The organism is Curtobacterium sp. P97 (assembly GCF_023712445.1).
Classification (GTDB): domain Bacteria; phylum Actinomycetota; class Actinomycetes; order Actinomycetales; family Microbacteriaceae; genus Curtobacterium.
This window is the reverse complement of the sequence record NZ_JAMAYF010000001.1, coordinates 136,845-154,897: the sequence shown is the minus strand read 5'-3', so window position 1 is coordinate 154,897 and position 18,053 is coordinate 136,845. Positions and strand designations below refer to the sequence as shown.

The following is an 18,053-nucleotide window of genomic DNA, read 5'->3' as shown; positions in this document are numbered from 1 at the left end:
ATGGCCAGGGCACTGCTCGTCGTCGACGTCCAGAACGACTTCACGGAGGGCGGCGCGCTCGGTGTGACCGGGGGCGCGGCCGTCGCGGAGCGCATCAGCGCGTTCCTCCGTCGGCACGCGGACGAGTACGACCTCATCGTCGGCTCCCGCGACTGGCACCACGGCGACGACGACAACGGCGGACACTTCGCCGGACCCGAGGGGCCGGACTTCGTGGACACGTGGCCGGTGCACTGCGTCGGTGGCACGCCCGGTGCGGCGTACCACCCGGACCTCGACACGAGCGTCATCGACGTCGACGTGTTCAAGGGGCGGGGCCGGCCGGACTACTCGGCGTTCCAGGCGAGCACGGACGACGGCACCGCGCTGCCGGACCTCCTCGCCGACCGTCGGGTGACGACGGTGGACATCGTCGGCATCGCCACCGACCACTGCGTGCGCGCCACGGCGCTCGACGCGCGGGCCGCCGGGTACGACGTCGCCGTCTACGACGACCTCGTGGCCGGGGTGGACCCGGACCGCAGCGCACGGGCCCTGGACGAGATCAGCGCGGTCGGCGGGCACGTCGACCACAGCGACATGGACGAGGGGCTCGCGAACCCCGGAGGAGCAGTACTGTGACCGCACCCACCACCACGACCAGCGGACCCACCCCGGCCGGCCCGACCACCACCGTCTCGGACGACCACGTCACCGTCGCCGACGTCCCCACCGGGCTGTTCATCGGTGGCGAATGGCGTTCCGCGAGCGGCGGCGCGACCTTCCCCGTCCGCGACCCCAGCACGGGCGAGGTCCTCGCCGAGGTCGCCGACGCGACGCCCGAGGACGGCATCGCCGCCCTCGACGCCGCCGTGGCCGCGCAGGAGGCCTGGGCCTCGACCGCGCCGCGGCGACGGTCGGACATCCTCCGCCGGGCGTTCGACCTGGCCCACGAGCACGAGGACGACCTCGCCGCCCTGATGACGCTCGAGATGGGCAAGCCCCTCGCCGAGTCCCGGGGCGAGGTCGCCTACGGCAGCGAGTTCCTCCGGTGGTTCTCGGAGGAGGCCGTCCGCATCTCGGGTGACTACCGCACCAACCCGGAGGGCACCGGACGCGGCATCGTGCTCCGACGCCCCGTCGGTCCCGTCTACGCGATCACGCCGTGGAACTTCCCCCTCGCGATGGCGACGCGCAAGATCGGCCCGGCACTCGCGGCCGGCTGCACGGTCGTGCTGAAGCAGGCGGACCTCACGCCGCTCACGACGCTCTTCCTGGTCGAGTTGTTCCGCCGCGCCGGGCTGCCCGACGGCGTGCTCAACGTGGTGCCCTCGCGCGATGCGAAGGCGCTGTCGGAGCCGATCATCGCCGACCGCCGGCTCCGCAAGCTCACCTTCACCGGTTCGACGCCGGTCGGGTCGGCACTCCTCAAGCAGGCCGCCGACAACGTCCTCAAGACGAGCATGGAGCTCGGCGGCAACGCTCCGCTCCTCGTCTTCGACGACGCCGACCTCGACGAGGCGGTCACGGCGGCGATGCAGGCGAAGTTCCGCAACGTCGGCGAGGCCTGCACGGCGGCGAACCGCTTCTTCGTGCAGGAGGGCATCGCCGAGTCCTTCACCGCGGCGCTCACCGCGAAGGTCGACGGACTGCGGATCGGCCGGGGCACCGAGGACGGGACGACCATCGGTCCGCTCATCGACGACCGCGCCGTGGACAAGGCCGCCGGGCTCGTCGACGACGCCGTGCAGCGGGGTGCCCGGCTCGTGACCGGCGGGGAGCGGGTCGACCGTCCGGGCACGTTCTACGCACCGACGGTGCTCGACGAGGTCCCGCCGGGGTCGGACATCCTCACCACCGAGATCTTCGGGCCGGTCGTGTCGATCACGCGGTTCGCCACCGAGGAGGAGGGCATCCGCCTCGCGAACGACACCGAGTACGGGCTCGTCGCGTACGCCTTCACGACCGACCTCCGGCGCGGTCAGCGGCTCGCGGAGCGTCTCGAGACGGGCATGCTCGGGCTGAACACGGGCGTCGTGTCGAACGCGGCGTTCCCGTTCGGCGGGGTCAAGTCCTCGGGGCTCGGCCGCGAGGGTTCGCACGAGGGCCTCGAGGAGTACCTGGAGTCGGTCTACGTCCTCACGCCGGACCCCTTCGCCGCCTGACCCCCCTCCGCACGACGCAACGTCGGCGGTTCCCCGCAACGGTACAGCCCTGCGAGGAACCGCCGACGTTGCGTTCCGCGGGATCGACGTCAGACGAGCAGCTGGTGCTTCGCGAGGTCGCGGTAGAGCGGGGTGGACTGCACGAGCTCCGAGTGCGTGCCCGTGCCGACGACACGGCCGTGCTCGAGCACGACGATGACGTCGGAGTCGACGACGGTCGACAGCCGGTGCGCGATGACGAGCAGCGTCCGGTCGGCCGCGACGGCGTCGATCGCGAGCCGCATCTTCTGCTCGTTCACCCCGTCGAGCGAGGACGTCGACTCGTCGAGCAGCAGGATCGGGGGCGCGGCGAGCAGTGCCCGGGCGATCGCGAGCCGTTGCCGCTCACCACCGGACAGCATGACGCCGTCCTCACCGACCTGGGCGTCGAGCCCGCGGGGGTCGCGGTGCAGCACGTCGCCGAGGTTGACGGCCTCGAGCACCCGGACGCACTCGGCCTCGGACGCGTCGGGGGAGCCGAGCAGCAGGTTCGCCCGGATGGTGCCGGCGAGCACGGGGGCGTCCTGCTCGACGTACCCGATCTGCGCGCGGAGCTCGGCGCGGTCGAGCCCGCGGACGTCGACGCCGCCGAGCCGGATCACACCCGAGGTCGGGTCGTAGAAGCGCTCGATGAGCGCGAGCGTCGTGGACTTGCCGGCCCCGGAGGGACCGACCAGCGCCACCCGCGCGCCGCGGGGCACGCGGAACGACACGTCGTCCAGCACCACGTCCTCGGCGGAGGGTGCGGCGTCGACGGCACCCGAGCCTCCCGACCGGTCCGTCGCGCTGCCCGCGCCCGTCGCGCCGTCCGCGCCCGACGCGCTACCCGCGCCCGACGCGCCGTCCGCGCCCGTCGCATCCGCAGCCCGCGCGTACCGGAACGTCACGTGCTCGAACGCGATCGCGTCGTCGGTCTCCGTCGCCGCGGCGACCCGGACGGCACCGTCGTCCTGGTCCTCCGTCGGCAGGTGCAGGATCTCCTCGATGCGGCCGAGGGCGCCGAGTGCCTGCGCGACCGCGACGGCTGCGCCGAGGGCCTGCCCGAGCGGCATGACCATCATGAAGAGCAGCAGGATGAAGGTGATCAGCGTGGCGATGGTGATCTGCCCCGCGGCGACCTGTGCACCCCCGACCCCGAGCACGGCGATGAACGCGACCTGCATCACGATGCTCGCGACCGGCACCACGAACGCCGACATCTTCGCGATGTCCAGGCCGCGGCGGTAGGCCTCGGTGGCGTGGCCGTCGACCTCCGCGACCTCGCGGCCGGTGGCCCCGGCGGCACGGATCGTGCGGACGGCACCGATGCCCCGCTCGACCGCCGCGGTCAGGTCGCCGACCTTCTCCTGGGCACGCTTCGACGCGACGCGGATGCGTCGGCTGAGCCCGCCGACGACGACGATCGCGACGAGGACGATGACGACGGTGATGCCGAGGAGCAGGGGGTCGATGACCGCCATCGCGATGATCGCGCCGACGAACGTCAGGGCGCCACCGATCGACTCGATGAGTCCCTGCGTGAGCACGGCGCGCAGGAGCGTCGTGTCGCTGCCGACGCGGGACACGAGGTCGCCGGTGCGGCGGGTGTCGAACTCCGAGATCGGCAGGTTGAGGATCCGCGCGATGAGCTTGCGGCGGGTGGAGAGCACCACGCCCTCACCGGCGCGCTGGAGCAGGAAGTGCTGCACGCCGTTCAGGACGCCCGAGACGAGCACGAGGGCGACGAGCGCCCAGACCAGGATCGAGAGCGTCTCCCCGTGCTGCACGGCGGTGACGACCTGGTTGACGAGCAACGGCTGCGCGAGCGACGCGCCGGCTCCGAGGACGCTCAGCACGATGATCACGGCCATCGCGGGCTTGTTCTCGAACAGGTAGGTCAGCAGGCGGCCGAAGCTCGCCCGTGGGCCCTCGGACGGCTTGCGGCGTGCGGAGAAGAGGCTCATCGTTCCTGGTTCCTGCCGCCCGTGCGAGGTGTGCTGGCGGCCGTCGTCCATCTTCGCACCGTCCCGTGGGAGCGTGGTGCGCGGCGTCGTGTTGGTCGTCTCGCCGTTGAACGACATCCCCGCTGTCGGACGACGTCGGGGGTGTCGTCCCACAGCGGCAGCACGCGCAGGCGACATCGCGCGCGCGACCCTGGACGCGACGGACGGGAGGCGCGGTGCCGGACCGGCACCGCGCCTCCCGTCCGTCGGGTGGTCGCGTCAGGACGCGCCGGTCATGCCCGCACGTCTGCCGGAGCAGCGTCCGGCGAACCGGCTGCGTCGGCCTCGTCGAGCCCCGCACCCTTCGTCTCACGGACGAAGAACAGCGCGACCACGGTCACCACGGCGGCGAGCGTCAGGTAGAGCCCGACCCAGACGATCGTGCCGTCCGGCTGCCACAGCGCCAGGGCGATCGTCGGTGCGAGCGACGCCCCGAGGATCGACGCCACGTTGTAGGCGATCGCCGACCCGGTGTAGCGGACGTTCGTCGGGAAGAGCTCCGGCAGCAGGGCCCCCATCGGACCGAACGTCAGGCCCATGAGCGAGAGCCCCACGACCAGGAACGTGACGACGGTGATCGGCCCGGTCGACGCGGCGAACCAGAACTGGAACGTCAGGCCGAACAGGGCGATGCCGATCGTGGTGGGGATGAGCGTGCGTCGGCGGCCGTACCTGTCGGCGAGCCACCCGGCGATCGGGGTGAACACGCCGAAGAACACGACGCCGATCATGAGCAGCGTGAGGAACTCGCCCCGGCTGTACCCGAGGCCGACCTTCGGCACCAGCGGGCCGGCCTCGGCGGCGGTGGTGCCGTAGGACAGCGTGAACGTCGTCATGAAGTAGAAGAGCACGTAGGTCGCGACCATGCCGAAGGTGCCGACGATCAGGGCCTTCCACGAGGTGCGGAACACCCGTCCGAGCGGCACCTTGGCGACCGAGCCGGACTCCTGCACGCCGCGGAACACCGTGGACTCGACGAGCTTGAACCGGACGTAGAGGCCGACGATCACGAGGACGGCCGAGAGCAGGAACGGGATGCGCCAGCCCCACGCCTGGAACTCGGCGTTCGGGGTGCCGTCCGCACCGGCGGGCATCGCGGCGTTGATCGCGATGAACAGGCCGTTCGCGAGCAGGAAGCCGATCGGGGCGCCGAGCTGCGGCATCGACCCGAACACGCCGCGCTTGCCCTTCGGCGCGTTCTCGGTCGCGAGCAGCGCCGCGCCGGACCACTCGCCGCCGAGCCCGACGCCCTGGGCGAAGCGCATCACGGCGAGCAGGACCGGTGCCCAGATGCCGATCGACGCGAAGGTCGGCAGGCAGCCGATCAGGAACGTGGCGGTCCCCATCACGAGCAGCGACGCGACGAGGGTGGCCTTGCGACCGACACGGTCGCCGAAGTGGCCGAAGACGATCGACCCCACCGGGCGGGCGAAGAACGCCAGGGCGAAGGTGACGAAGGACGACAGCTGCGAGGCCGTCGGGTCCTCGTTGGGGAAGAACAGCGTGGGGAAGACGAGGACGGCGGCGGTCGCGTAGACGTAGAAGTCGTAGAACTCGATGGAGGTTCCGACGAGGCTGGCGATGATCACGCGGGAGCGCGGGTTGCCGGTGGCCTTCGTGTCGGTCGTGGCGGCGGGTGCCGGGGCGGCGGTCATGTACGGGGACTCCGAGGGGAGCACTCACGAGGAGCGCGGCGGTGTACCGAGGCTGCGGACACCGGTCGGTCGCGCGGGGTGGCGCGGGCTCGGACCGGGTGCGTTCGGTGGGTGGTGGACCGCTCGTGACGGAACCCTCACCTTACGACACCCGTCGCGCAGCTGGAAATCGGCCGGGAGGCCCGTGGCAGCGTCCGCGCGTCGCGGAGCGTCCGTCAGCCGCCGCCACCGCCGTCAGCCGGCCACGACCGTCAGCCGGCCACCGCCGTCAGCTGGTCGCGCCGGTCTCCAGGTGCGCGGGCAGCTGGTGGCCCATGCGGTCGCGCTTGGTGTCGAGGTACCCGGCGTTCTGCGCGACGACGCCGACCACGAGCGGGACCAGCGACGACACCGCGATGCCGTGCTCCTCGAGCTGCCGACGCTTCTCGGGGTTGTTCGAGAGCAGTCGGACGCGGGCGATGCCGAGGTCGGTGAGGATGCCCGCCGCGCCGCCGTACTCGCGGGAGTCGGCCGGCAGTCCGAGCGCGAGGTTCGCGTCGAGCGTGTCGAGACCGTCCTCCTGCAGGCGGTAGGCCTTGAGCTTGTTGATCAGCCCGATACCGCGTCCCTCCTGCCCGCGCAGGTAGATCACGACCCCGCCCTCGGTGGCGATGGTGTCGAGCGCGGCGTCGAGCTGCGGCCCGCACTCGCACTTCAGCGACCCGAACGCCTCGCCGGTCAGGCACTCCGAGTGCACGCGGACCAGGGCGTCGTCCCCGGGGGCCGATCCGTCGGGCAGCGCGGCGATGATCGCGACGTGCTCGGCGCTCGTGACGAGGTCGCGGTAGGCCCGCATCTCGAACGTGCCGTGGGTGGTCGGGACGGTGGTCGCGACCTCGAACTGCACCGGGCTGCCCGGGGTGGGGGAGGTGAGGGCGTCGGTCATGGGGTGCTCCGGTCGTTCTGTGCCTGGTCGGCGGTCCTGGTCGTCGCGGCCGTCGACGTCGCGTCGTCGGCACGGGCGGTCCGGGCGCGGTGGGGTCGAGCGCGGACCAGGAGGTCGGGTCCCAGGCTGGTGGTCGATGTGATGTCCAACGGGTGGCGGTCGCCGATGCTTCCCACGCCGACGTCACCGATCGCGACGCGCGGGCCACCGAGCAGCACGGGCGCGAGGTACACGAGCAGCTCGTCGACGAGGCCCGCGGCGACGAGCGCCGAGGCCACGGTGGGACCGCCCTCGACGAGGACGCTGTGCACGCCGTGGTCACGCAGGGTGCGCAGCGCGGCGGCGAGGTCGTGCCCCGGCAGGGCGAGCAGGCCGCGTGGGTGGCGTCGGACGGCCGCGTCGTCGGGTACCGGGCGGTCGCCGACGACGACGGGGAGCGGCTGGTCGGCGAGCAGTTCGCCGGCGTCGCCGCGTGCGGTGAGGCTCGGGTCGTCGGCGAGCACGGTGCCGGTGCCGACCAGGATCGCGTCGTGGGCGGCACGCTGCTCGTGCACGTGCTGTCGGGCTGCCGCGCCGGTGATCCACTTGCTCGTGCCGTCGGCGGCGGCCGCGCGACCGTCGAGGCTCGACGCCCACTTCACGGTCACCCACGGGCGCCCGGTGCGGACGGACAGCAGCCAGCGCTCGAGGAACGCCTCGGCCTCGTCGGCGAGGACGCCGCTGACGACCTCGACGCCGGACGTCCGCAGTCGCTCGGCCCCGCCGCTCGCCTGCTCACCCGGGTCGTCGACGGCGTAGACGACGCGGCCGACGCCGGCCTCGATCAGGGCCAGCGCGCAGGGGCCGGTGCGACCGACGTGGTTGCACGGCTCGAGCGTCACGACGGCGGTGGCGCCCCGCAGCTGTTCGGCGGGCACCTTCGCCATCGCGTCGACCTCGGCGTGCGGGGTCCCCGCGCCCTTGTGCCAGCCCTCGGCGAGGACGTCCCCGGCGGGAGAGAGCAGCACGGCACCGACGCGGGCGTGGTCACCGACGACCGGTCCGAGCGCGGCGAGCTCGAGGGCGCGGCGCATCGCCCGGAGTTCCTCGGGGCGGGCGCGCGGGTCGGACGGCGACATCACGCTCCGACACTACCGACGAGGCGTCGATGACGCGTCACCTTGCTGTCCCCTGTCAGCGAACGACGCCGCGGGCCAGGGCAGGTCGGACGCAGGGACGCCGTCGGCGCGACGGAGGCCGGTCCACGCGGTCGTCGGCCCGCCGTCCCGGTCGGGGATCCGGGCGGTCCCGGTGCCCGTGAACGCGAAGCCGCCGGCGCGGGCCACCGAGGCGGAGCCGACGTTGCCCTCGTAGCACTCCCAGTACACGTCGGGCGCCCCCTGGGAGAACGCCCACGCGACGACGAGCTCCACCGCCGCGTGCATCAGCCCCTCGCCACGGGCCGTCGGTGCGAGCCAGAAGCCGAGGTCGCGGTGCTCGGTGCGGAACGACACCACACCCTCGAGCCACGTCGACCCCGGGCGCCGGATGCCCCAGGTGTACTCGCGGTCGGACGCCCACCCCGGACCGACCAGCGCGTCGACGAAGGTCTGCGCGTCGCGGTCCGTGTACGGCGTCGGGACGGTCGTCCACCGCACGACCGACGGGTCCTGGCAGCCCCGCGTGATGGCCGCGGTGTCGGACCGGGTCGGCACCGTGAGGTGCACCCGGTCCGACGACAGCGTCACGGGGAGCATCGTCAGCCGCGCGAGCGGGGCACGAAGCCGATGCGGTCGTACACGCGGGCGAGCGTGGCCTGCGCGATGGACTCGGCACGCTCGGCGCCGACGGCGAGCAGCCGGTCGAGCTCCGCAGGGTCGTCGAGCAGTTCGAGCGTCCGGGCGCGCACGGGCTCGAGCTCGGCGACGACGGCGTCGGCCACGGCACCCTTGAGGTCGCCGTAGCCCTTGCCGACGAACCGTTCCTCGAGCGACGCGACCGGGGTCCGCGTGAACGCCGACAGGATCGCGAGCAGGTTGGTCACGCCGGGCTTCTCCTGGCGGTCCGCCCGGATCTCGCGCTCGGTGTCGGTGACGGCGGAGCGGATCTTCTTCGCGGTGCGCTTCGGGTCGTCGAGCAGGCGGATGAGGCCGTTGTCCGACGCGGCGGACTTGCTCATCTTGCTCGTCGGGTCCTGCAGGTCGTAGATGCGTGCGGTCTCGGTGCCGATCTGCGCCTTCGGGACGACGAAGGTGTCGCCGAAGCGGGAGTTGAACCGGGTCGCCAGGTCCCGCGTCAGCTCGACGTGCTGTCGCTGGTCGTCGCCGACCGGCACCACGGCGGTGTCGTAGAGCAGGATGTCCGCCGCCATGAGGACCGGGTACGTGAAGAGCCCGACCGAGGCCGCCTCGGCGCCCTGCCGTGCCGACTTGTCCTTGAACTGGGTCATGCGGCTCGCCTCGCCGAACCCCGTCAGGGTGTTCAGCACCCAGGCGAGTTCGGCGTGCGCCGGCACGTGCGACTGCACGAACAGGGTCGACTTCGTCGGGTCGATGCCGGAGGCGATGTACTGCGCCGCGGTCGCCCGGGTGCTCGCGCGGAGCTCCGCGGGGTCCTGCGGGGACGTGATCGCGTGCATGTCGACCACGCAGTAGATGGCGTCGTGGTCGTCCTGCAGGTCGCGCCACTGCATGAGCGCCCCGACGTAGTTGCCGAGGTGGAGGGATCCGGCCGACGGCTGGATGCCCGAGAAGATGCGCGTCTTGGTCATGAGGGTGTTCCTGTACTGCGTGGAGGGGAGGGGGTCAGAGCTCGTAGTCGACGACCACGGGGGCGTGGTCGGACCATCGCTGGTCGTACGCCGCAGCGCGGTCGACCGTGCAGCTCGTGACCTTCGCGGCGAGGTCGGGGGTGGCCACCTGGTAGTCGATGCGCCATCCGGAGTCGTTGTCGAACGCCTGCCCGCGCCACGACCACCACGTGTAGGGACCGTCGACGTCGCCGGCCTGCTCACGGCCGACGTCGACCCAGCCGAGACCCGGCGCGGTGGACCCGTCGGCGCCCTCGACCTGCTCGCCCTCGGCGCCGAAGAACCGCGAGAAGTAGGCGCGCTCCCGCGGCAGGAAACCGGCGCGCTTGACGTTGCCCTTCCAGTTCTTGATGTCGCGCTGGTCGTGCCCGACGTTGAGGTCGCCGACGACGACCGCGAGCGGGTTGTGCTCGCGCAGCGCGGGGAGCCGCTCGGTCATCCCGTCGAGGAACTTCCACTTCTCGTCCTGCTTGGGGGTGTCGACCTCGCCCGAGTGGACGTAGCAGGACACCACCGTGACCGTGGTGCCGTCGAGCTCGTAGTCGGCCTCGATCCAGCGCCCGGCGGAGTCGAAGTCGGACGGGCCGAGCTCCACACGGTGGACGTGCGCGCGGTGCCGCGAGGCGATCGCCACCCCCGCGCGGCCCTTCGCCGTCGCGGGGTCGTGCACGATGTCCCACTCGTCGCCGAGCAGCCCCGCCAGGTCGTCGGTCGAGGCGCGGACCTCCTGCAGGGCGAGCACGTCGACGTCGCGGGTGGCGAGCCAGTCGCCCATGCCCTTCCGGAACGCGGCGCGGACGCCGTTCACGTTGACGGATGCGAGGCGCAGGCGTGTCATGCCGACCACCCTACCGACGCGGGCCGACGGCTCCGTCGCAGCCCGTCGCCGTGGGTCGCGACAGACGGACGGGAGGCACGGTGCCAGCTGGCACCGTGCCTCCCGTCCGTCACGTGGTCGCGTCGCGCGACCGACCTGCTCAGGCCGCGTCGTGGTCCGTCTGCAGGAACTCGACCAGGCTGTCGGCCGTCGTCTCGGCGTCGTCGCCGGTCACCGTGAGGGTGACCTCGTCGCCGTTCTCGATGCCCAGGCCGAGGAGCGCGAGGATGCTGCCCGCGTTGCCGGACTTGTCGCCCTTGGCGATCGTCACCTGGTGACCGGACGCGGTGACGGTCTGGACGAAGAGGGACGCGGGGCGGGCGTGCAGGCCGGACGCGCTGGCGACGGTGACGGTGCGGGTGGCTTCGGACATCGATGGACTCCTGTCGACGGGTGGTGCGCTCATGCTAGCGAGCGCGTGGTGGGCGGTCCCGGGGACCGGCGCCGGTCAGTCGCGACCGGGCCAGAGGACCTCGGTGCCGGCGGCCTCGACCTCGCGCACGAGGTCGGCGTTCACGCCGGGGTCGGTGATGATCGTGTCGATCGCGGCGAGCGGCGCGACGCGACCGAACTCCTCGCGGCCGAACTTGGTGTGGTCCGCGAGCAGGATGCTCCTGCGGGCGGACTTGATCATCGCGCTCTTCACGGCGGCCTCGGCCATGTTGTGGGTCGTCAGCCCGCGCTCGGGCGTGATGCCGTTGATGCTGATGAAGGCGACGTCGACGCTGACCATGCCGATGAGCTGGTGCGTCCACGTGCCGACGCCGGCGAGCGAGTCGCTGCGGATGTTGCCACCGAGCAGGTGCAGGTCGATGCCGGACCGGTTCGCGACGGCCATGGCGACCGGCAGCGAGTGGGTCACGACGGTGAGCCCGCGGTCGGTGGGGAGCATCTCGGCCAGGCAGATCGTCGAGGTCCCGGCGTCGATCATCACCGAGCCGTTCTCCGGCAGCTCGGCGAGGGCCGCCTCGGCGATGACCATCTTCTCGGCCTGGTTGATGCCGCCGCGGTCGCCGACGCCCGGGTGCAGGGTGATCCGCTCGACGGGGATCGCGCCACCGTGTGCACGACGGACGAGCCCACGGCGCTCCAGGCTGGTGAGGTCACGACGGATGGTCTCGGGCGTGACCTCGAGCAGCTCGGCGAGGTCCTTCACGTCGACCCGTCCCTGCGACCTGGCGCGCTCGACGATGCGCTGGTGGCGCTCTGGTGCGTACATGGACCTCGTCGTCTCGGTCGATCGGCCTGCTCGGAACAGAACGGGCATGCTCGGGCAGACCGGCGCCGGATCCGTCCGGATCGCTTCGTCCGCCAGACGCAAACGGGCATCTGTTTCTGCATTTTTATCCCCGGATGTGTTTGTTTGTCAACGCGGATCGGGGTAGTGTGCTGCCAAGCCGCACGGGCGTGGTCCGTTCGTGTCGCTGCGCACCGAACGAACCACCCCCACCGTGAGCGCGTGGAGATGAAGGAGTCTCGAATGTCCGAACTGCTCGGCACCGGCGTCGGCCGTGGCGTCGCCCACGGCCCCGTGCTCCGCATGGCGGACCCGCTCGGCGAACCCTCGAAGGACGCGCTGGCCGGCACGGCGGACGACGCGAAGCACGCCGTCGCCGAGGCGCTCGCGGCCGTGGCCGAGGACCTCAACAAGCGCGGACAGCTCGCCGGCGGCGACGCCCAGGCCGTGCTCGAGGCGCAGGCGCTCATGGCGCAGGACCCGACGCTCCTCGACGACGTGCACGCCCGCATCGACGGCGGCACCAACGCCGAGCGTGCGGTGTTCGAGGCGTTCGGCCAGTTCCGCGACCTGCTCGCCGGCATGGGCGGCTACATGGGGGAGCGCGCGGCCGACCTCGACGACGTGGCACAGCGCATCATCGCGAAGCTCCGCGGTGTCCCCGCCCCGGGCGTCCCCGAGTCGGACACCCCCTTCGTCCTCGTCGCCCGTGACCTGGCGCCGGCCGACACCGCGCTGCTCGACCTCGACAAGGTGCTCGCCCTCGTCACCCGTGACGGCGGCCCGACCTCCCACACCGCGATCCTCGCCCGTGCCAAGGGCATCACCGCGATCGTCGGCGTCACCGGCGCCGACGACCTGTCCGACGGCACCCACGTCGTCGTGGACGCCGCGGCCGGCACCGTCGTCACCGACCCGTCCACCGAGCTCGTGGCCGACGTCGACCAGCGCATCGCGGACCGCCTCGCCGCCGCCGCCGCACCGCTGACCGCCGGTGCCCTCGCCGACGGCCACACCGTCCCGCTGCTCGCGAACCTCGGCAGCCCCGCCGACGCCGCCGGCGCCGTTGCTCTCGGTGCGGAGGGCGTGGGGCTCTTCCGCACCGAGTTCCTCTTCCTCGACTCGCCGAAGGCGCCGACCGTCGAGCAGCAGACCGAGTCCTACCGCCAGCTGCTCGAGGCGTTCCCCGGCAAGAAGGTCGTCGTCCGCGCGCTCGACGCCGGCGCGGACAAGCCGCTGCCCTTCCTCACCGACAAGGACGAGGAGAACCCGGCACTCGGCCGTCGCGGACTGCGCGCGCTGCGGAACCACGAGGAGGTCCTCCGCGACCAGCTCACCGCGCTCGCCCAGGCCGACGCGGCGACCGAGGCCGACCTCTGGGTGATGGCACCGATGGTCGCCGACGCCGAGGAGACCGAGTACTTCGTCGACCTGGCCCGCGAGCTCGGCATCCGCACCGCCGGTGTCATGGCCGAGGTGCCCTCGCTCGCACTCATGGCCGAGCAGGTCTTCACGAACGCCGACTTCGTGTCGATCGGCACGAACGACCTGACCCAGTACACGATGGCCGCCGACCGCATGCTCGGCACCGTCGCGTCCTACCAGGACCCGTGGCACCCCGCCGTGCTGCGCCTCGTCGCACAGCTCGGTGCGGCCGGCGCCGACGCGGGCAAGGCCGTGGGCATCTGCGGCGAGGCCGCGGCCGACCCGCTGCTCGCCGTCGTGCTCGTCGGCCTCGGCGCCACCACCCTGTCCATGACCCCCGCGGCCCTGGCCGACGTGCGCACCGAACTCGGCAAGCACTCGCTCGAGCAGGCCCGCGAGATGGCGAAGGCGGCACTCGCCGCGAGCACCGCGGCGGCGGCCAAGTCCGCCGCGGCTGCCGCGCACGCCGTCTGACCCGACCAGCTCCACCCCACGCAGCACCCGCACCACCGCAGCACCCGCACCACCGCAGCACCAGCACCCCTTCACACCGCAGCAGCACCCATCACAGAAAGCCAGGCACATGACAACGTCGTCCGTTGCAGCGCCCGACGCACCCGCGAAGTCGCGGGGCGGCGCACGCGTCGCCGTCCAGAAGTTCGGCACGTTCCTCTCCGGCATGGTGATGCCGAACATCGCGATCTTCATCGCGTGGGGCCTCATCACCGCGTTCTTCATCGAGACCGGTTGGACCCCCGTGGGCGTCCTCGGCGGTTTCGGTGAGACCGACGGCGTGGCCAACATCGGTCTCGTCGGCCCGATCCTGACCTACCTCATCCCGCTCGCGATCGCCTTCCAGGGCGGCCGGATGATCTACGAGACCCGCGGCGCCGTCGTCGGCTCGATCATGGCGATGGGTGTCATCATCGGCGCCAACGGCACGATCATGATCCTCGGCGCGATGATCTGCGGCCCGCTCGGCGCGTGGCTCATCAAGCAGATCGACAAGATCTGGGACGGCAAGATCAAGCCCGGCTTCGAGATGCTCGTGAACAACTACGCGGCCGGCATCCTCGGCTTCGTGCTCGCGCTCGTCGGTTTCTTCTGGCTCGCGCCGCTGTTCAAGCTCATCGCCGAGGGCCTCGGTGCCGCGGTGAAGTTCCTGGTCGACAGCTCGCTCCTGCCGCTCGCCAGCGTCATCATCGAGCCCGCCAAGGTCTTCTTCCTCAACAACGCGATCAACCACGGCGTGCTCGACCAGCTCGGTGCGCAGCAGGTCCAGGAGTCGGGCAAGAGCATCCTGTTCCTGCTCGAGGCGAACCCCGGCCCGGGTCTCGGCATCCTGCTCGCCTTCACCTTCTTCGGTGTCGGCATCGCCCGCTCGACCGCTCCCGGTGCGATCCTCATCCAGTTCTTCGGCGGCATCCACGAGATCTACTTCCCGTACGTGCTGCAGAAGCCGGTCCTGTTCCTCGCCGTCATCCTCGGCGGTGCGACCGGTGTCGCGACCAACGTCGCGTTCCAGTCCGGCCTGGTCGCCCCGGCTTCGCCCGGTTCGATCATCGCCGTCCTCACCGCCACGGCGAAGGACAGCTACGTCGGCGTCATCCTCTCGGTGATCCTGTCCGCGGCGGTCTCGTTCGCGGTGGCCTCGTTCTTCCTGCTCGCCAGCCGCAAGCGTGACCTGGCGAACAACGGTGGCGACATGAGCGCCGCGATGGCGAAGCTCCAGGCCAACAAGGGCCGCGACGTCAACGCCGCGACCTCGGGCCTGCTCGGCAACAACGCGCCGGCCAACGACGAGGAGGCCGAGGCCGCGCTCGGTGGCGTCGGTTCGGCGTCCACCGCGACGGCGACCCGGGTCGAGAGCGTCGTGTTCGCCTGCGATGCGGGCATGGGCTCGAGCGCCATGGGCGCCAGCGTCCTGCGCAACAAGGTCAAGAAGGCGGGCATCGAGGGCGTCACGGTCGTCAACAAGGCGATCGCGAACCTCGACGGCACCGAGGACCTGATCATCACGCAGGAGGAACTGACCGACCGTGCGAAGCAGAAGAACCCGAACGCACAGCACGTGTCGGTCGGCAACTTCATGAACGCGCCGCAGTACGACCAGGTCGTCGACCAGCTCAAGAACCAGTAACGAAGTGCAGTATCGGAGGGGACGGGTGCGAACCCGTCCCCTCCACCACGTCCGTCGAGAACAAGGAGAACCCCGATGCCCGTCCTGCAGGAGAGCCAGATCCGCATCCACACCGAGGACACCGCCCCGACCAAGTCGGAGGCGATGAAGGAGGCGGCCGAGATCCTCGAGGCTGCGGGCGCGGTCACGGCGGACTACTACCCGGCGATGCTCGAGCGTGAGAAGAGCGTCTCGACGTACATGGGGAACTTCCTCGCCATCCCGCACGGCACGAACGACGCCAAGGACGCCATCAAGTCCTCGGCCCTGTCGTTCATCCGCTACGCCACCCCGATCGACTGGGACGGCAACCCCGTGCGCTTCGTCGTCGGCATCGCCGGCGTGAACAACGAGCACCTCGACATCCTGTCGAAGATCGCGATCGTGTTCTCGGACGAGGACGAGGTCCAGAAGCTCACCGACGCGCCGGACACCGCCGCGATCCTGTCGATCCTCGGTGAGGTCAACGAGTGACCGGGACCGCCGTCCACTTCGGCGCCGGCAACATCGGGCGCGGCTTCGTCGGGCTCCTGCTCCACGAAGCTGGCTACGAGGTCGTCTTCGCGGACGTCGCCGCGCCGCTCATCGACGCCCTCGCCGCCGCCGACTCGTACACCGTGCACGAGGTCGGCCAGGGCGCACAGGACCACGAGGTCACCGGCTTCCGTGCCGTGAACAGCGCGCAGGACGAGGCCGGCGTGGTCGCCGAGGTCGCCGCCGCCGACATCGTGACCTGCGCCGTCGGGCCGACCGTCCTGAAGTTCATCGCCCCGGTCATCGCGAAGGCGCTCCAGCAGCGCGACGCCGGTGCCGCGCCCCTCGCCGTCATGGCGTGCGAGAACGCGATCAACGCGACCGACCGCCTGCGCGAGTTCATCGTCGAGGCGCTCCCGGCCGAGTCGCGCGACGAGGCCCTGGCCAAGGCCGTGTTCGCGAACACCGCCGTCGACCGGATCGTCCCGGCCCAGCCCGAGGGCGCCGGCCTCGACGTGACGGTCGAGACGTACTTCGAGTGGGCCATCGACCGAACGCCCTTCGGCGGGAACGAGCCGGAGATCCCCGGTGCGCACTACGTCGACGGGCTCGCCGCGTCGATCGAGCGCAAGCTCTTCACGGTGAACACCGGACACGCCACGGTCGCGTACCACGGCTTCCTCGCCGGCGCCGACAAGATCTCGGACGCGATCGCGATCCCGGCCGTGCGGTCGGAGCTCGAGTCGGTGCTCGCCGAGACGAGCGACCTGCTGGTGCGTCGTCACGAGCTCGACCCCGAGGTGCACCGCTCGTACGTGCAGGCGATCATCGGCCGCTTCGAGAACCCGCACCTGCCCGACACGGTCACCCGCGTCGGTCGGCAGCCGCTCCGCAAGCTGTCGCGTGACGAGCGCTTCGTCTCGCCCGCGGCCGCCCTCGCCGAGGACGGTACCGAGCCGACCGCGCTGCTCGACGCGATGGGCGCTGCGCTGCGCTTCGACGTCGCCGACGACGAGCAGAGCGTCGAGCTGCAGCAGCTGCTGCGTTCGGACCGCTCGGACGCCGACGTGGCGACCGAGATCACCGGGCTCGACGCACAGCACCCGCTGCACGCGGCGTTCACCGACCGGGTGCGGTCGGCGCGCGGCTGACGCGACGACACGACGCTCTGGAGGCGCGGTGCCGGCCGGCACCGCGCCTCCCGTGCGTCCGGGTACCGCGCCGCCCGCGAGACGCCGCGCTGCCCGCGAGACACCGCCGGATCCGACGTTGTCTCGCCGACCCGGCGGCGTCTCGACGAGACGCCGCCGTCACGCTGCGGCGCCGCCCGGACCTGAGGGCAGGCCGGTCCCGGAGCGTAGCGTCCACCCCATGACGAAGCACTGGGTCGCCCCCGAGTTCGGCGGCAGCGAGGTCCTCGAGTACATCGACGTCGAGGTGCCCGCCCCCGGCACCGGCGAGGTCACGATCGACGTCCGTGCCGCCGGCATGAACCCCGCCGACACGAAGCACACCCGGCAGGGCGACCGGTCCGACCTGCCGATCGCGGTCGGGTACGAGGTGTCCGGCGTGATCAGCGCGGTCGGTCCCGGCACCGAGATCGCGTCGGGCGGGGGAGCGGTCGGCGACGAGGTCCTCGCCTTCCGGGTCGAGGGCGGCTGGGCCGAGCGCATCACCGTCCCGGCCGCGGACGTCTTCGCCAAGCCCGCGTCGCTCGACCACCCGCAGGCCGCGAACCTGCTGCTCGCCGGGACCACCGCCGCCGACATGATCCGGGTCACCCGTGCCGAGGGGCGCGACACGGTCCTGGTGCACGGCGCCTCCGGTGCGGTCGGGGTCGCCGTCCTGCAGCTCCTCCGCCAGCTCGGCACACGCGTCATCGGCACCGCCTCGGAACGCAACGCCGAGACCGTCCGCCGCTTCGGGGGCGAGTGGGTCGCGTACGGTGACGGCCTGGAGGCGCGCGTCCGGGACCTCGCACCCTCCGGTGTCGACGTGGCGCTGGACTGCGTCGGGACGGACGAGGCGGTCGACGTGTCGCTGGCACTCGTCGCCGACCGCTCCCGCATCGTGACCATCGCGGCCTTCGGCCGCGCGCAGCAGGACGGCTTCCCCGCGGTGGGCGGCGCGCAGCCGGAGAGCCAGGCCTTCCGGGACTCCGTGCGGCAGCGGCTGGTCGACCTCGCCGCGGCGGGGGAGCTCGAGGTGCCGGTGGCCCGGACGTTCCCGCTGGCCGAGGCGAAGGCCGCGGCGGAGCTGCTCGAGTCGCAGCACCCGGGCGGCAAGCTCGCACTGATCCCGTGAGCGCACTCGGTTCTGGTTGACTCG

General features: G+C 71.9%; 15 protein-coding genes and 1 pseudogene. 7 read left to right on the top strand and 9 right to left on the bottom strand.

Features of this window, described 5'->3' with window-relative positions; translation table 11 throughout:
* Entirely contained in the window at window positions 1–621 is a 621-nt protein-coding gene (locus tag M3677_RS00695) for an isochorismatase family protein (protein ID WP_066655131.1), read from the top strand.
* Between the two features lie 95 nt (window positions 622–716).
* Window positions 717–2,144, top strand: coding sequence for an NAD-dependent succinate-semialdehyde dehydrogenase (locus M3677_RS00690; RefSeq protein WP_251159645.1), 1,428 nt, complete (start codon window positions 717–719; stop codon window positions 2,142–2,144).
* Window positions 2,145–2,233: 89 nt separating this feature from the next.
* Here M3677_RS00690 and M3677_RS00685 read toward each other — a convergent pair whose 3' ends face one another.
* From M3677_RS00685 to M3677_RS00645, 9 genes and pseudogenes are all read right to left on the bottom strand, one after another.
* Window positions 2,234–4,126 carry an ABC transporter ATP-binding protein gene (locus M3677_RS00685; RefSeq protein ID WP_209685112.1) on the bottom strand — a complete coding sequence of 631 codons (1,893 nt, stop codon included), beginning with the start codon at window positions 4,124–4,126 and terminating at the stop codon, window positions 2,234–2,236.
* A gap of 272 nt (window positions 4,127–4,398) precedes the next feature.
* Window positions 4,399–5,820: an MFS transporter gene (locus M3677_RS00680; protein ID WP_251159551.1), complete on the bottom strand. Its 1,422-nt coding sequence runs from the start codon at window positions 5,818–5,820 to the stop codon at window positions 4,399–4,401.
* A 268-nt stretch (window positions 5,821–6,088) separates the two neighbouring features.
* Window positions 6,089–6,712, bottom strand: a pseudogene (ribA, locus tag M3677_RS00675) (GTP cyclohydrolase II); the annotation flags it as partial.
* A 29-nt stretch (window positions 6,713–6,741) separates the two neighbouring features.
* Complete coding sequence (gene ribD / locus M3677_RS00670) at window positions 6,742–7,863, bottom strand: bifunctional diaminohydroxyphosphoribosylaminopyrimidine deaminase/5-amino-6-(5-phosphoribosylamino)uracil reductase RibD (protein ID WP_081984948.1); 1,122 nt, start codon at window positions 7,861–7,863, stop codon at window positions 6,742–6,744.
* Between the two features lie 12 nt (window positions 7,864–7,875).
* Window positions 7,876–8,472: a GNAT family N-acetyltransferase gene (locus M3677_RS00665; protein WP_251159550.1), complete on the bottom strand. Its 597-nt coding sequence runs from the start codon at window positions 8,470–8,472 to the stop codon at window positions 7,876–7,878.
* Between the two features lie 11 nt (window positions 8,473–8,483).
* Window positions 8,484–9,494: a tryptophan--tRNA ligase gene (trpS, locus tag M3677_RS00660; RefSeq protein ID WP_251159549.1), complete on the bottom strand. Its 1,011-nt coding sequence runs from the start codon at window positions 9,492–9,494 to the stop codon at window positions 8,484–8,486.
* Between the two features lie 34 nt (window positions 9,495–9,528).
* Window positions 9,529–10,371: an exodeoxyribonuclease III gene (locus tag M3677_RS00655; protein ID WP_066658424.1), complete on the bottom strand. Its 843-nt coding sequence runs from the start codon at window positions 10,369–10,371 to the stop codon at window positions 9,529–9,531.
* Between the two features lie 139 nt (window positions 10,372–10,510).
* On the bottom strand, window positions 10,511–10,783 hold the full coding sequence (locus M3677_RS00650) for an HPr family phosphocarrier protein (RefSeq protein WP_066655121.1): 273 nt from the start codon (window positions 10,781–10,783) through the stop codon (window positions 10,511–10,513).
* A gap of 75 nt (window positions 10,784–10,858) precedes the next feature.
* The gene (locus tag M3677_RS00645; protein WP_058728882.1) at window positions 10,859–11,629 is read right to left on the bottom strand and encodes a DeoR/GlpR family DNA-binding transcription regulator; all 771 of its coding nucleotides are present in this window, start codon (window positions 11,627–11,629) and stop codon (window positions 10,859–10,861) included.
* A gap of 261 nt (window positions 11,630–11,890) precedes the next feature.
* Between M3677_RS00645 and ptsP the strand changes: the two genes are divergently transcribed.
* The 5 genes from ptsP (at window position 11,891) to M3677_RS00620 (ending at window position 18,029) form a co-directional block, all read left to right on the top strand.
* Entirely contained in the window at window positions 11,891–13,546 is a 1,656-nt protein-coding gene (gene ptsP / locus M3677_RS00640) for a phosphoenolpyruvate--protein phosphotransferase (protein WP_251159548.1), read from the top strand.
* Window positions 13,547–13,655: 109 nt separating this feature from the next.
* Window positions 13,656–15,212, top strand: coding sequence for a PTS mannitol transporter subunit IICB (locus tag M3677_RS00635; RefSeq protein WP_066655119.1), 1,557 nt, complete (start codon window positions 13,656–13,658; stop codon window positions 15,210–15,212).
* 75 nt (window positions 15,213–15,287) lie between these two features.
* Window positions 15,288–15,725 carry a PTS sugar transporter subunit IIA gene (locus M3677_RS00630; protein WP_022907882.1) on the top strand — a complete coding sequence of 146 codons (438 nt, stop codon included), beginning with the start codon at window positions 15,288–15,290 and terminating at the stop codon, window positions 15,723–15,725.
* Window positions 15,722–16,876, top strand: coding sequence for a mannitol-1-phosphate 5-dehydrogenase (locus M3677_RS00625; protein WP_251159547.1), 1,155 nt, complete (start codon window positions 15,722–15,724; stop codon window positions 16,874–16,876). The genes M3677_RS00630 and M3677_RS00625 overlap by 4 nt, the downstream gene beginning before the upstream one ends.
* Window positions 16,877–17,096: 220 nt before the next feature.
* Window positions 17,097–18,029 carry an NADP-dependent oxidoreductase gene (locus M3677_RS00620; protein ID WP_251159546.1) on the top strand — a complete coding sequence of 311 codons (933 nt, stop codon included), beginning with the start codon at window positions 17,097–17,099 and terminating at the stop codon, window positions 18,027–18,029.
* Window positions 18,030–18,053: the final 24 nt, after the last annotated feature.

Coding starts and splice junctions, on each gene's coding strand:
- M3677_RS00695 (WP_066655131.1), top strand. CDS start 1: ATGGCCAGGGCACTGCTCGTCGTCGACGTCCAGAACGACTTCACGGAG.
- M3677_RS00685 (WP_209685112.1), bottom strand. CDS start 4,126: ATGAGCCTCTTCTCCGCACGCCGCAAGCCGTCCGAGGGCCCACGGGCG.
- M3677_RS00680 (WP_251159551.1), bottom strand. CDS start 5,820: ATGACCGCCGCCCCGGCACCCGCCGCCACGACCGACACGAAGGCCACC.
- ribD (WP_081984948.1), bottom strand. CDS start 7,863: ATGTCGCCGTCCGACCCGCGCGCCCGCCCCGAGGAACTCCGGGCGATG.
- trpS (WP_251159549.1), bottom strand. CDS start 9,494: ATGACCAAGACGCGCATCTTCTCGGGCATCCAGCCGTCGGCCGGATCC.
- M3677_RS00655 (WP_066658424.1), bottom strand. CDS start 10,371: ATGACACGCCTGCGCCTCGCATCCGTCAACGTGAACGGCGTCCGCGCC.
- M3677_RS00650 (WP_066655121.1), bottom strand. CDS start 10,783: ATGTCCGAAGCCACCCGCACCGTCACCGTCGCCAGCGCGTCCGGCCTG.
- M3677_RS00645 (WP_058728882.1), bottom strand. CDS start 11,629: ATGTACGCACCAGAGCGCCACCAGCGCATCGTCGAGCGCGCCAGGTCG.
- ptsP (WP_251159548.1), top strand. CDS start 11,891: ATGTCCGAACTGCTCGGCACCGGCGTCGGCCGTGGCGTCGCCCACGGC.
- M3677_RS00635 (WP_066655119.1), top strand. CDS start 13,656: ATGACAACGTCGTCCGTTGCAGCGCCCGACGCACCCGCGAAGTCGCGG.
- M3677_RS00630 (WP_022907882.1), top strand. CDS start 15,288: ATGCCCGTCCTGCAGGAGAGCCAGATCCGCATCCACACCGAGGACACC.
- M3677_RS00620 (WP_251159546.1), top strand. CDS start 17,097: ATGACGAAGCACTGGGTCGCCCCCGAGTTCGGCGGCAGCGAGGTCCTC.